12 protein-coding genes are annotated in these 13,809 nt (G+C 70.9%); 8 read left to right on the plus strand and 4 right to left on the minus strand.

All coding sequences use genetic code 11. From position 1 onward, the window contains the following. Positions 1-133 precede the first annotated feature (133 nt). From ABT367_RS30540 to ABT367_RS30555, 4 genes are all read left to right on the plus strand, one after another. Positions 134-1,378 carry an amidohydrolase family protein gene (locus tag ABT367_RS30540; RefSeq protein WP_352256501.1) on the plus strand — a complete coding sequence of 415 codons (1,245 nt, stop codon included), beginning with the start codon at positions 134-136 and terminating at the stop codon, positions 1,376-1,378. A 9-nt stretch (positions 1,379-1,387) separates the two neighbouring features. Beyond that, positions 1,388-2,542, plus strand: coding sequence for an acyl-CoA dehydrogenase (locus ABT367_RS30545; RefSeq protein ID WP_352256502.1), 1,155 nt, complete (start codon positions 1,388-1,390; stop codon positions 2,540-2,542). Positions 2,543-2,545: 3 nt separating this feature from the next. Beyond that, entirely contained in the window at positions 2,546-3,430 is an 885-nt protein-coding gene (locus tag ABT367_RS30550; RefSeq protein ID WP_352256503.1) for an acyl-CoA dehydrogenase family protein, read from the plus strand. Positions 3,431-3,850: 420 nt separating this feature from the next. Further along, positions 3,851-4,315: an ATP-binding protein gene (locus ABT367_RS30555; RefSeq protein WP_352256504.1), complete on the plus strand. Its 465-nt coding sequence runs from the start codon at positions 3,851-3,853 to the stop codon at positions 4,313-4,315. Between the two features lie 347 nt (positions 4,316-4,662). Here ABT367_RS30555 and ABT367_RS30560 read toward each other — a convergent pair whose 3' ends face one another. Next, positions 4,663-5,589, minus strand: coding sequence for a cyclase family protein (locus ABT367_RS30560; protein ID WP_352256505.1), 927 nt, complete (start codon positions 5,587-5,589; stop codon positions 4,663-4,665). 101 nt (positions 5,590-5,690) lie between these two features. Between ABT367_RS30560 and ABT367_RS30565 the strand changes: the two genes are divergently transcribed. The 3 genes from ABT367_RS30565 (at position 5,691) to ABT367_RS30575 (ending at position 9,174) form a co-directional block, all read left to right on the plus strand. Next, positions 5,691-6,602 carry an SDR family NAD(P)-dependent oxidoreductase gene (locus ABT367_RS30565; RefSeq protein ID WP_352256506.1) on the plus strand — a complete coding sequence of 304 codons (912 nt, stop codon included), beginning with the start codon at positions 5,691-5,693 and terminating at the stop codon, positions 6,600-6,602. 224 nt (positions 6,603-6,826) lie between these two features. Then, entirely contained in the window at positions 6,827-8,110 is a 1,284-nt protein-coding gene (locus ABT367_RS30570; RefSeq protein WP_352256507.1) for an acyl-CoA dehydrogenase family protein, read from the plus strand. Further along, positions 8,107-9,174, plus strand: a complete 1,068-nt coding sequence (locus tag ABT367_RS30575; RefSeq protein WP_352256508.1) for a Zn-dependent alcohol dehydrogenase — start codon at positions 8,107-8,109, stop codon at positions 9,172-9,174. The genes ABT367_RS30570 and ABT367_RS30575 overlap by 4 nt, the downstream gene beginning before the upstream one ends. A gap of 125 nt (positions 9,175-9,299) precedes the next feature. On the opposite strand, the gene ABT367_RS30580 is transcribed toward ABT367_RS30575, so the two are convergent. Together ABT367_RS30580 and ABT367_RS30585 are read right to left on the minus strand one after the other, a co-directional pair. After that, positions 9,300-10,148: an alpha/beta hydrolase gene (locus ABT367_RS30580; protein WP_352256509.1), complete on the minus strand. Its 849-nt coding sequence runs from the start codon at positions 10,146-10,148 to the stop codon at positions 9,300-9,302. A 106-nt stretch (positions 10,149-10,254) separates the two neighbouring features. Further along, a complete protein-coding gene (locus ABT367_RS30585; RefSeq protein ID WP_352256512.1) occupies positions 10,255-11,508 on the minus strand; it encodes an MFS transporter in 1,254 nt (417 codons plus the stop codon). A 272-nt stretch (positions 11,509-11,780) separates the two neighbouring features. On the opposite strand from ABT367_RS30585, the gene ABT367_RS30590 reads away from it, so the two are divergent. Next, complete coding sequence (locus ABT367_RS30590) at positions 11,781-12,914, plus strand: GlxA family transcriptional regulator (protein WP_352256510.1); 1,134 nt, start codon at positions 11,781-11,783, stop codon at positions 12,912-12,914. Here ABT367_RS30590 and ABT367_RS30595 read toward each other — a convergent pair. Continuing rightward, positions 12,831-13,809, minus strand: a 979-nt coding sequence (locus tag ABT367_RS30595; RefSeq protein WP_352256511.1) for an MFS transporter, incomplete at its 5' end; no start/stop codon positions are given. The two genes, ABT367_RS30590 and ABT367_RS30595, sit on opposite strands and share 84 nt — an antisense overlap.

The raw sequence follows: 13,809 nt of genomic DNA on the forward strand, positions 1-13,809 counted from the left end.
GTCAGATTGCCGAGAGCGTATGTCTCCGCGCCTTGTCGGTCCAGAGGTGCGGGAGCTAGCCTCTATCTGACGATCCATCAGAAACGCACCAGGACCAGTCGACGCCCCGTGCGCGTCGGGTGAGGGGACCCCCATGGAACTGCCTCGGATCATCAGCGTCGACGACCATGTGATCGAGCCCGCGCATCTCTTCGAGACCTGGCTGCCGAAGAAGTACCAGGACCGCGGCCCCAAGCCGCTCACCGCCGGAATCGGTGAACTCGCCTATGTGGCGGGCAAGTACCAGATCACGATGGACCCGGACGGGCCGCCCACGGACTGGTGGATCTACGAGGATCTGAAGTTCCCGTACAAGCGCAACATCGCCGCCGTCGGCTTCGACCGCGACGAGATGACCCTGGAGGGCATCACCCGGGCCGAGATGCGCCGCGGCTGCTGGGACCCCAAGGCGCGCCTGGCGGACATGGACCTCAACCACGTCGAGGCCTCCCTGTGCTTCCCGACCTTCCCGCGCTTTTGCGGCCAGACTTTCGCGGAGGCCCACGACAAGGAGGTCGCGCTCGCCTGTGTGCGCGCGTACAACGACTGGATGGTGGAGGAGTGGTGCGGTGACAGCGGCGGCCGCCTGATCCCGCTGTGCATCATCCCGCTGTGGGACATCGACCTCGCGGTCGCGGAGATCCACCGGAACGCGGCGCGCGGCGTGAAGGCCGTGACCTTCTCCGAGATCCCCACCCACCTCGGGCTTCCTTCGATCCACTCCGGCTACTGGGACCCGTTCTTCGCGGCCTGCCAGGAGACCGGCACCGTCGTGAACATGCACATCGGCTCCAGCTCCCAGATGCCCGCCGCGTCCCCGGACGCGCCGCCCGCCGTCCAGGCCTCGCTGAGCTTCAACAACGCGATGGCCTCGATGATGGACTTCCTGTTCAGTGGCGTCCTGGTGAAGTTCCCGACCCTCAAACTCGCCTACTCCGAAGGCCAGATGGGCTGGATCCCGTACGCCCTTGAGCGCGCCGACGACGTGTGGGAGGAGCACCGGGCGTGGGGCGGGGTGCGTGACCTGATCCCCGAGCCGCCGTCCACGTACTACTACCGGCAGATCTTCTGCTGCTTCTTCCGCGACAAGCACGGGGTCGCCTCGCTCGACGTCGTCGGCCGCGACAACGCCACCTTCGAGACCGACTACCCGCACGTCGACTCGACCTTCCCGAACACCAAGGAGGTCGCGCTCGACCACGTGAAGGGCCTCGACGACGAGACGGTCTACAAGCTGATGCGCGGCAACGCGATCCGCATGCTCGACCTCGACTTCGACAAGGGCCTCACCTTCCCCTGGTCGGCGCAGTCCGCGGCGGCCGCGGCTGCCGCGAAGTAGCCCACGGCCATGGACCTCACCTATACGGAAGAGGAAGAGGAGTTCCGGGCACGCCTGCGCGAGTGGCTCGGGCAGGTGCTGCCCGGGCTTGGGCCCAAGCCCGACCCGAACGACTGGCCCGGCCGGCGCACGTACGACATGGGCTGGCAGCGCAGGCTGTACGAGGCCGGGTACGCGGGACTGCACTGGCCCGTGGACGCGGGCGGCAAGGGCGCGACCCCGACCCAGCACCTGATCTTCCTGGAGGAGACCGAGCGGGCCGGAGCCCCGTACGTGGGCGCGAACTTCGTGGGCCTGCTGCACGCGGGCCCGACCATCGCCGCCGAGGGCACGCCCGAGCAGAAGCAGCAGTGGCTGCCGCCGATCCTCAGCGGCGACGAGGTGTGGTGCCAGGGCTTCAGCGAACCCGACGCCGGATCCGACCTCGCGGCGCTGCGCACCAAAGCCGTGCGCGACGGCGACGAGTACATCATCACCGGCTCCAAGATCTGGACCTCGCACGCCGAAGTCGCCGACTGGTGCGAGCTGTTGGTGCGCACCGATCCCGAGGCGCCCAAGCACCGGGGCATCTCCTGGCTCGCGATGCCGATGGACGCGCCCGGGGTGACGATCCGGCCGCTGCGCACCCTCGCGGGCTCGACCGAGTTCGCCGAGATGTTCCTGGACGAGGTACGGGTGCCGGTCGCCAACCGGGTCGGCGCGGAGAACGACGGCTGGCGCGTCACGATGGTCACGCTGTCGTTCGAGCGCGGGACCGCGTTCGTCGGCGAGGTGGTCGCGTGCCGCCGTACGCTCGTCGCACTCGCCACCGAGGCGCGCAAGAACGGCCGCTGGGACGACCCCTCACTGCGCCGCAGACTCGCCCTGCTCAGCGCCGAGTTCGCGGCCCTGTGGCGGCTCACGCAGTGGAACGTCAGCGAGTCCGAGGCCACCGGGGGAGTGCCCGGCATCGGCGGCTCGGTGTTCAAGCTGCGCTACTCGCACGCCCGGCAGGAGCTGTACGACACGGCCGCCGAGGTGCTCGGCGCCGGCGCCCTCGACCTGGACCACGAGTGGGTGCTCGACCGGCTCTCCTCCCTCTCGTACACGATCGCGGCCGGCACCTCGCAGATCCAGCAGAACATCATCGCCGAGCGCATCCTCGGCCTCCCGAAGGGCCGGTGAGCCGTGCACTTCCAACTGACCGAGGACCAGCGGGCGTTGCAGTCGGGGATGCGCGAGCTGCTCGCCGGACGCTTCGACCGCGACGCCCTGCGCGCCGCCGTGGACGCCCCCGGCACGCTCGACCGCCGGCTCTGGCGCGAGCTGGGCGAGGCGGGTTTCTTCGCGCTGCGGCTCCCCGAGGACGAGGGCGGGGTCGGGCTCGGCCTGCCCGAGGCGGTGCTGCTCTTCGAGGAGGCGGGCCGTGCCCTGCTGCCAGGACCGCTGATCGCCACCCACCTCGCGGCGGGAGTGGTGAAGGGAGCGGCGGACGGCAGCGTCGTCGTCACGCGGCCCGACGGCGCTTTGATCGAGTGGTACGAGGCGTCGGACGCGGTGGCCGGCGAGGCGGTCGCGGAAGGCGCCGGCGTGCCCGTCCGTTCCGTCGACCCGCTCACCCCGCTGCACCGCCTCCACGAGCCCGCCCCCGGGAGCGACCCGCTCGTCGGCCTCCTCACCGCGGCCGAACAGCTCGGCAGCGCGGCCCGCACCACCGAGATGGCGGTCCAATACGCGGGCGAACGCGAGCAGTTCGGCGCACCCATCGGCTCCTTCCAGGCCGTGAAGCACCTGTGCGCCCAGATGCTGGCCCGCACCGAACTCGCCCGCGCCGCCGTCTACGCGGCCGCCGTCACCGGCGACCTCGCCGACATCGCGGGCGCCAAGCTGCTCGCCGACGAGGCGGCGGTGCGCTGTGCGCGCGACTGCCTGCAGGTGCACGGCGGGATGGGGTTCACGTGGGAGGCCGATGTCCATCTGCATCTCAAGCGCGCCTGGGTGCGCAAGGAGCGGTGGGTGTCCGAGGCCACGTTGACGGAACTTCTTGCGGAGCTGCTCGTCGAAGTGGGATGACGCCCGCCAGCTCTCCCCTGAACGACAGCGCTGAGTAACGGAGCAGGGCCACGATCGGGTTGAGTCGCCCGGCCGACTCGTCACGTCACGGAGTCGGGCCCTCGCTCCGGTACGCTCCGTGGGGTGCGAGTGGTCAAGCTCCCGAGCCGTACCGGAGTCGCCCCAGCGGCGGCCCCGGGGGCCGCGATGTCCACCGCTCGCAGCGTCGGACGCCTTCTCGCGCCCGAGTGTTCGAGCCCCCGCAAAGCGCGTCGCACAGTATGCCGCACGCGTACTCCTTCGCGCTGGAATATGCCCGAAGCGCTTGTTGGGGTGACTGTACGTCAACCATGCTGTCCCGTACGGGGATCACGTTCCGTGACCCTGACGTGGCACGAGGCTGAGCCCCAGCGGTCCCGCCGGATTCGGATGGTGTGAGCGGTGCAGGTGCTTCAAGTTCAGATGGAGGTCGGGGCCGACCCTGCCGAGGTGGGGCGCGCCCGGAGGTGGGCCAGGTCCCGGCTCGCCGTCTGCGGCATAGAGGCGGACGAGCCGGTCGCCGAGACGCTCGTGCTGCTCATCTCCGAACTGGTCACCAACGCCGTGGTGCACACGGGCTGTCCGGCCGTCCTGCGCATGCTCCTTCCCGACGTGCCCGCCGCCTCGGGCACCGTACGCGTGGAAGTCGCCGACTCCTCCTCCAGGGCGCCTCAGCCACGGGACGCCGACGGGGACGACATGAACGGCCGGGGTCTCGCGCTCGTCGACGGGCTCGCGGACCGGTGGGGCTGGCAGGAGGAGTCCTCCGGGGGCAAACGGATCTGGTGCGAGGTGGACCGCGGCTCCGACGGGACCTGTCCGGACGAGCTGGGACTGCCTGCCGGCGCGGTCGTGCACGCGGTCTGAATCTCCGGCGGAGGCCCCGACTGCCGCCCGACTGCCGCTGGATTCCCCGACATTCTTCGCGATACGTGAGGAAGCACACCAGTGGGTGTTGACGTGACGTGTCCGTTTGATCACGCTTATGGTTGGCGATTCGCCGCGAGGGGACGTCGAGGGTGGAAGATGGGGGTCCCCCCCTGCTCGAGCGCAGTCGAGAGCTTGGGGGAGGACTGACGGCCTTGGCGAGTGCGAGTCGCGCGTCTGGCGTCAGCCCTCAGGGCCAACAGGGCGGTTTCTTCAGCGCCGGAGGCGGTCGGTGGGGCGCCCCGTGTGCGGCGCGCCCCACCGACCGGCGGTTCGAAGCCGGGCGGCTAGAGGATCGCGACCGGGGCCACCGGAGTTCCCGTACCGCCGACGAAGGGTTCGGGCATCGCGGAGAGCAGGAACGCGTAGCGCCGCTCTTGTGCACAGGCTGTGGACAGTTCTTCCAGATTCCAGTTCTGGCCCTGCATCATGCCCATTTCGACCAGATGGAGCCCGTGCACGCCTAGCCACAGGTTCTCGATCTCCGGCGGGAAGATCTCGAAGACCATGGTGTCGTTCGCGACCGCCGCGACATCGCGGGCGTGGAACCACTCGGGCGTACGGATCGACAGACCGGGTGAGGGTGTCGCGTACCCGTGCTTGTCCGACTGGAGATAGAGCTGCATCTGGCCGGTGCGGACCAGGACGATATCGCCGGCGCGGACCTCGACACCCCCGAACTCCTCGGCCTCCTGGAGGTCTTCGGGTGTCACGGCGTGATCCCCGGGCAGCCGGTCCACGCCCTTCGCCGCCGCCACATCGAGCAGTACGCCGCGCGAGACGACATGCCCCGCCTTCTCGATCCCGCAGAACTCCGCGCCGCCGTGGGCCGTGATGGTGTCCGCCGGACGGCCGTTGTAGATCTTTCCGGAGTGCGAGACATGGGTGAGCGCGTCCCAGTGCGTGGCGCACTGCAGGCCCATCGTCACGGCGTCGTCCGTCGTGGCGACGGTCCCGGGGCCGAACATCTCGAAGTTGAGCATCACCATCGTGTGCATCGGGTTCACGCGGCCCGGGATCATGCCCGTCTGCACGCCGTTGTCCTGCAGGTTCAGGGCGAGCGATACCCGCCGGCCCGAACGGACCTCGGCCGCCGCCGCCCTGACCACCTCGTCGGTGATCAGGTTCAGGGTGCCGATCTCGTCGTCGGCGCCCCAGCGTCCCCAGTTGTTGACGCGCTTGGCGATGTCGTGGAACTCGGGTGGCAGACCCATTGCGTTCTCCTCAACTCCATTGCCTGCTGGGGCTTGTGCTCGCGTATCAAGTGCCCTCTAGAATCTAACGGTCCGTCAGAAACCGCGGGAAGGGGCACGACGTGGGGAACTTCTTGGCAGGCAAGGTCGTAGCGGTGACCGGCGCAGGCCGCGGCATCGGCCGTGCGGTCGCGCTCGCGGCGGCCGCCGAGGGCGCCAAGGTCGTGGTCAACGACTACGGGGTCTCGATCGAGGGCGGCGAACCGTCCTCCGAGGTGGCCGAACAGGTCGTCAAGGAGATCGAGGCGGCCGACGGTACGGCGGTCGCGGTCGCCGACGACATCTCGACCATGGCGGGCGGTCAGCGCATCGTGGACACCGCGCTCGCCGAGTACGGCCGGATCGACGGGGTCGTGTGCGTCGCCGGGATCCTGCGCGAGCGGATGCTCTTCAACATGTCGGAGGAGGAGTGGGACCCGGTGGTCGCCACGCACCTCAAGGGCACCTTCACGGTCTTCCGCGCCGCGTCCGCCGTGATGCGCAAGCAGGGCTCGGGCACGCTGATCGGCTTCACCTCCGGCAACCACCAGGGCTCGGTCGCCCAGGCCAACTACTCGGCCGCGAAGGGCGGGATCATCTCGCTCGTACGGTCGGCGGCGCTCGGACTGAACAAGTACGGGGTCACGGCGAACGCGGTCGCGCCCGTCGCGCGGACCCGGATGTCGGCCAACGTGCCGATGGAGCTGAAGGAGATCGGCTCGGCCGAGGACGTGGCCGCGCTCGTCACCTACCTCCTGTCGGACCGGGCCCGCGAGGAGAAGATCACCGGCCAGGTGTACACGATCGCCGGGCCGAAGATCGCGGTGTGGGCGCAGCCCCGTGAGCTGCGGGCCGGATACGCGGACGGCGCGTGGACGCCCGAGAAGATCGCGGACTTCCTGCCGGGGACGGTCGGCACGGACCCGATGCCGATGCTGGCGCAACTCGAGGCGATGGCCGCGGCCGCGGCGGCGAAGGACCGGCCGAACGCGTAGCAGTCCGGCCGGTCCGGCGATCCCAGCCGGTCCGGCAATCTCAGCCCCTGCGGCGCTTGAGCAGATCCGGCCGAAGGGCCGGATGCCGGGACCCGGGGCGAAGCCCCCGCGCGGCGGAGCCGCAAATGTCACAGCCGGGAAGGGGCGGGGCGGGGGAGAAGAGCCCGCCGCAGGCGCAACGGCGAGACGGCGAGACGGCGAGACGGCGAGACGGGAGGGCGTAGATGGACTTCGAGTTCGGCGTCGAGGACGAGGCGTTCCGCGGGGAGGCACGCGCCTGGCTCGAGGCCCACCTGACCGGCGAGTTCGCGGCGGGCCGCGGCCTCGGCGGCCCCGGCAGCGAGCACGAGGGCGCCGAGGTGCGCCGCGCCTGGGAGCGAGAGCTCGGCGCGGGCGGCTGGATCGGCCTCGGCTGGGACCCGGACGCCGCCCCCACCTCGTACGAGAAGTGCAGCCCGTACGGGAATCGCGGCGCCACCCTCACCCAGCAGGTCGTCTGGGCCGAGGAGTACGCCCGGGTGCGGGCGCCCGGACGGTACGGGCACATCGGCGAGAACCTGCTCGCGCCGACCCTGCTCGCGTACGGAAGTCCCGAGCAGCGGCAGGAGTTCCTGCCGGCCATCGCCTCGGGCGAGCAGATGTGGTGCCAGGGCTACAGCGAGCCTGGGGCCGGATCGGATCTCGCCGGGCTGCGGACCGCCGCCGTACGGGACGCGGACGGGACGTACCGGATCACCGGGCAGAAGATCTGGACCTCCCTCGCCCACGACGCCGACTGGTGCTTCGTGCTCGCACGCACCGAGCCCGGAACCGCGCGGCACAAGGGCATCAGCTTCCTGCTCGTCCCCATGGACCAGCCCGGCCGGATCGAGGTCAGGCCGATCCGGCAGCTGACGGGCACGAGCGAGTTCAACGAGGTGTTCTTCGACGGGGCCGTCGCGCGTGCCGAGCACGTGGTGGGCGGCGAGGGCAACGGCTGGCAGGTGGCCATGGGGCTGCTCGCCTTCGAGCGGGGGGTGTCCACGCTCGTCCAACAGATCGGGTTCGCCGAGGAGTTGGGCCGGGTGCTGCGCGAGGCCGCCCGCAGTGGCGCCGTCACCGATCCCGTCCTTCGCGACCGGATCGTACGGCAGTGGGCCGAGCTGCGCACCATGCGCTGGAACGCGCTGCGGACCTTGGGCGGCACAGCGGACCCGGGTGCGCCGAGCGTCGCCAAGCTCCTGTGGGGCGGCTGGCATCAGCGGCTCGGCGAGCTGGCGATGCAGGTGCGCGGGACGCTCGCGGCCCTCGGGCCGTACGACTGGAGCGAGAGCAATCCGTACGAACTGGACGCACTGCAAAGGCTGTTCCTGTTCACCCGGGCCGACACCATCTACGGCGGCTCGGACGAGATTCAGCGGGGCATCATCGCCGAGCGCGTGCTCGGGCTGCCCAAGGAGCCCTTGGGGAACCGGACGGTTGCCGAAGACAAGGGTTCATCACAGGGAACCCAAGGAGGGGACCGATGAGGGGCGTCATCTTCGACGGCAAGCAGACCCAGGTGGTCGACGACCTGGACGTACGGGACCCGGGGCCGGGGGAAGTGCTCATCGCCGTCGCCGCGGCGGGGCTGTGCCACAGCGACATGTCCGTGGTCGACGGGACCATTCCCTTCCCGGTGCCGGTGGTGCTCGGCCATGAGGGCGCGGGGGTCGTCGAGGCGGTCGGCGCGGGCGTCACGCACGTTGCCGCCGGCGACCACGTGTCGCTCTCCACGCTCGCCAACTGCGGTGCCTGCGCGGACTGCGACCGAGGCCGGCCGACGATGTGCCGCAAGGCGATCGGGATGCCCAAGCAGCCGTTCTCGCGCGGCGGGAACCCGCTGTTCCAGTTCGCGTCCAACTCCTCCTTCGCCGAACGGACCGTCGTCAAGGCCGTGCAGGCCGTGAAGATCCCGAAGGAGATCCCGCTGACGTCCGCCGCACTGATCGGGTGCGGGGTGCTCACCGGCGTCGGAGCCGTCCTGAACCGGGCGCGCGTCGACCGGGGCGACTCCGTGGTCGTGATCGGCGCGGGCGGCATCGGGCTCAACGTGCTCCAAGGCGCGCGGATCGCGGGCGCGACCACGATCATCGCCGTGGACGCCAACCCGGCGAAGGGGGACGCGGCACGGCAGTTCGGGGCCACGCACTTCATCGACGCGTCCGCGGTGGAGGACACATCGGGGGCCGTACGGGAGATCCTGCCCACCGGCGCCGACCACGTCTTCGAATGCGTCGGAAACCCGAAGCTCATCCGCCAGGCCGTCGACCTGCTCGACCGTCACGGCCAGGCCGTGCTGCTCGGCATGACCGGCGCGAAGACCGAGGCGTCCTTCCTGCCCGCGCCGATGTTCCTGGACAAGTCCATCCTCGGCTGCCGCTACGGCTCCTCGCGCCCCCAGCGCGACATCCCCCTCTACGCCTCGCTCTACCAGCGAGGACAGCTCCTCCTCGACGAGCTGGTGACCACCACGTACCCCATCGAGGACTTCGCGAAGGCAGCCGACGACCTCCACGGCGGCCGCGTGGCCCGCGGAGTCCTGACCTTCTGACGGGGGGCGGGGCGGCGGGGGTGGAGGTCTGATTTTCGAAGTGGCAAAGGGGGACCATCTGTCCTGCGCCGTGCCCGAATTGCCGGGTATGGCGCGGACAAATGGTCCCCCTTCCCGCTCAGGCGTTACGCCACCAGGCCGGCCAGGACCTTTGCCGCCTCCGTCGGGTCGACCAGCCACTTGAGGTGGCTGCCCGCGATGGTGTGGACGTCGTACGGGTTGTCCGGGGTCAAAGCGTTGCCCTCGCGGATCAGGCGGTCCTGGGTGGCCGGCGGGATCGAGGCGTCGTCGGCGAGGCGGATGTACGTCTTCGGGATCGTGCCCCAGGTCTTCGCCTGGGCGCGGTCGTCCGAGGTGCCGACGTCGAGATTCTCGTCCGGCTGGAAGGTGTTGAGGAAGTTCAGGACCTGCTCGTCGGTTCCGTCGGCGAAGAACGCCGCCTTCATCGCCTCCAGCGTGGCCGGGTCCGCCGTGCGGAAGTTGACGCGCAGCGCGCCGAGTTCGGCCGGGTTGGCGGCCACGGCCGGGCCGAGCGCTCCGGGGTCGACGGTGGCCATCTCGGGCTCGGCGTAATAGTCGTTGACGTCCAGATCGACCGGGCACCACGACGAGACGTAGACGATCCGGTCGATCAGCTCGGGGCGGGCGTTGGCGGCCGCCGTGGCGGTGACGCCGCCGCGGCTGTGCGAGACGAGGATCACCGGACCGTTCGCCTTGGCGCGCTCGAGGATGCCGATCAGATACGCGGCGTTGTCCGCCAGCGTCACACCCGTGAGCGAACTGGGCGCCGTGGCCAGACCCGCGGGGTCCTGAGGCGCCTGGTAGGCACGCGTGTAGGTGGCCCCGAACCCGTGCCCCGGCAGGTCCACGGCGACCGAACGGTGGCCGAGCAGGCCGAGTTCGGCCTGGAGGGGCGCGAACGAGAAGGAGTTCGCGAACGCTCCGTGGACGAGTATGAAAGTCGGCTGCTGCATGCTTGCTCCCCCGTACGTCGGACAGACCCCGCCCTCCCGGGGGCCGAGCCCTTCAAACCCTATCGGCACCCACTGACAACGCCTGTCACCTGCGCCTCAGTTGACCTTAGTGCGCGCTCGCCGTCTCCGCCGGGGAATCCGCCCGGCCCTTGGTGATCACCACGGCCATGAGCGCGGCGGCGGCGCACAGGGCGCCCGAGGCGTACCAGACCGGGTCGTACGTGCCGAAGGCATCGCGGGCCACGCCGCCGAGGAAGGCGACCAGGGCCGCACCCACCTGGTGCGAGGCGAGCACCCAGCCGAAGACGATCGCCGAGTCGTCGCCGTAGTGCTCACGGCACAGGGCGATGGTCGGCGGGACGGTGGCGACCCAGTCGAGGCCGTAGAACACGATGAAGAAGATCATCGGCGGGTGGACCGAGTCCGAGAGCAGGATCGGCAGGAAGAGCAGTGAGATGCCGCGCAGCGCGTAGTACACGGCGAGCAGCCGGCGGGAGTCGAAGCGGTCGGTGAGCCAGCCCGAGAACACCGTGCCCAGGATGTCGAAGATGCCGATCACGGCGAGCAGCGAGGCCGCGGCCTGTACGGGCATGTGGTGGTCGTGGGCGGCCGGGATGAAGTGGGTCTGGATCAGGCCGTTCGTGGACGCGCCGCAGATCGCGAAGGTGCCGGCGAGCAGCCAGAACGGGCCGGTGCGGGCGGCGGAGAAGAGCACCGTGACCGCACGCCGGGCCGCGCCCTGCGCGGGCGGGGGCTTGGGCACGAACTTCTCGGCCCCGTACGGCGCGAGGCCCACGTCCGCGGGATGGTCCCGAAGAAGCAGCCATACGAAGGGGACGACCGCGAGCGCGGTGAGGGCCACGGTCACGGAGGCCGGCTTCCACGTGCCGTCCTCGACCATCCAGGCGATCAGCGGCAGGAAGATCAGCTGACCCGAGGCGCCGGCGGCGGTGAGGATGCCCGTGACGAGGCCCCGCCTCGTGGTGAACCAGCGGTTGGTGACCGTCGCCGCGAACGCCAGGGCCATCGAGCCGGAGCCCAGGCCCACCAGGACGCCCCAATAGAGGATCAGCTGGAACGAGTTCGCCATCCAGACGGTCAGACCCGACCCGAGGGCGATCATCGTCAGGGCCACGGCGACGACCCTGCGTATGCCGAAGCGGTCCATGAGCGCGGCGGCGAAGGGGGCCGTGAGTCCGTACAGCGCGAGGTTCACCGAGACCGCGAGGCCGATGGTGCCGCGCGACCAGCCGAAGTCGTCGTGCAGCGGCTCGATCAGAAGACCCGGCATCGAGCGGAAGGCGGCGGCGCCGAGGATCGTCACGAAGGCCACGGCCGCCACGTACCAGGCGCGGTGGATGCGTGAGGTCTTGCGGGGTGCGGCCTGCTGGGTCGGCGCTTCGGGCCCGGATGACTGCGGGCTCTGCGTCTCGGACCCGGACGACAGGTGGGTCGGCGTCTCGGTCCTGGATGCCGTTTCGAACCCGGATGTCTGCTGGGCCGGCGTCTCGGCCTCGGATGTCTGCTGGATCGGCGTCTCGGCCCCGGATGTCTGCGTCACGGGATCATCCTGGCGGTGCGGACCTTCCCCGAACGAGTGGCTCGAAGGTCAGCATTCGATAGGATCGGGCCATGGGATCCTCCGAGGCAGTCGAGGCAGTCGAGTCCGCCCGCGCCGGGAAGTCGGGCCGTCCCGCTGCGGACCGGGTGTTGTCAGTGGGCGCCGATAGCCTGGACGGGGCTCGGCCCCCGGGAGGGCGGGGTCTGTCCGGGGCACCCCGGCATCGCGTCGTCGTGCTCGCCCTCGACGGTCTGCTCCCCTTCGAACTCGGCATCCCCCACCGCATCTTCGGCCGGCCCGTCGGCCCCGACGGCGGGCCCCTCTACGACGTCGTCACCTGCTCGATCCGCCCGCCGGGGCCCGTGCAGACCGACGCCGACTTCGCGATCCACGTCGAGCACGGACCCGAGGCCCTGGCCACCGCGGACACCGTCGTCATCCCGGCCTCGTACGAGCTCGGGCCGGTGTACGAGGAGGGCCGGCTCACCCCCGAACTGGCCGCCGCGCTCGCCCATATCCGCCCGGGCACCCGGCTCGTGGCGATCTGCACCGGTGGCTATGTGCTCGCCGCCGCCGGCTACCTGGACGGCCGCCCCGCGACCACCCACTGGTGGCACTCCGAGCACTTCCAGGAGCTCTTCCCCACGGTCGCCGTCGACGCGGACGTGCTCTTCGTCGACGACGGCGAGGTCCTGACCTCGGCCGGAGTCGCGGCCGGTATCGACCTCTGCCTGCACATCGTGCGCCGCGACCACGGGACCGCGATCGCCAACGAGGTGGCCCGCCGTACCGTCGTACCGCCGCATCGCGACGGCGGACAGGCGCAGTTCATCCAGCGGCCCGTGCCCGAACCCGAGAAGGGGACCACCGGCAGGGCGCGGGCATGGGCGCTCGCGCGGCTGCACGAGCCGATCCAGCTGCGGGACATGGCGGAGCAACAGGCCATGTCGGTACGGACGTTCACGCGCCGTTTCCGCGACGAGGTCGGGATCAGCCCGGGCCAGTGGCTGACCCGGCAGCGCATCGAGCGGGCCTGCCATCTCCTGGAGTCCAGCGCGCTCTCCATCGACCAGGTGGCGCGGGACGCCGGATTCGGTACGGCGCAGTCGCTGCGGCAGCACCTAATGGGCGCGCTCGGCGTCACTCCGACCGCCTACCGGCGCACCTTCCGCGCGGATCACGCTCGGCTGCGCTCGGTGGCCTGAGCGGTCGCCCAGCAATCCGACGGCGGTGAGGGCGAGGGTGAGGGCGACGCCCGCGAGGATCGCGTTCGAGGCGGTCGTCAGGCTCATCAGGAGGCCGGCCAGACTGCCGGACAAGGCGTAACCGGCGCCCACCGCCGCGTACATGACCGAGTACCCGGCCGCGAGCGCGCTCGCCGGCAGGGATGCGCGCAGCGCGAGGTTCCGGGTGAGCAGCGCGCCTGCCTGCAGCACTCCCGCGAGTGTCAGACCGGCCGCGATCGCGGTGACGGAGGGCGTCACGGCGACGACGGTGACGCAGGCCGAGACCCCGACGAGCAGGACCGCGCTCTGGGTGGCGAGCCGTCCGGGCCAGGCCGCCCGCATCCCGTAGACGAAGGCGCCGACGGCGGAGGCCACCGCGAACGCGGCGAGCAGCGGGCCCGCGAGGCCCACCCCGAAGTCCCGCTGTTCGAGCAGTGCGGGCAGCGCGATCTCGGCGAGCGCGAGCAGACACATGGTGGCCGCGCCCATCACGTACGCGGGCCAGGCGCGCGCCAGGACCCGGGCCTTCGACCCGCCGGCCGCGTCGTGCTCCTCCGCCTGCCAGCCGGCGGGCAGCAGCCACAGACCCGCCGCCGCGACGAGCACCAGGACGGTGGCGAGCAGCATCGGTGTGTACGGGGCCACGCCGAGCGCCAGCCAGGCCGCGGTGACCGGGGCGATGGCCCAGATCACCGAGTTGAGCATGGTCTCGAAGCTCATCGCCTGTGCCACGGCCCGTTCGGGGACCATCGCCTGGAGCAGCGCGCGCAGCCCGCCCGCGGCTCCGGCCGGGGAGGCCCCGGCCACGAACGCGCCGGCGCCGAGGAGGGCGGCGGGCGCGGAGGGCGCGAGTGCGAGCAGCAGGAAACCCGCG

The organism is Streptomyces mesophilus, assembly GCF_040300965.1.
Lineage (GTDB): Bacteria > Actinomycetota > Actinomycetes > Streptomycetales > Streptomycetaceae > Streptomyces > Streptomyces mesophilus_A.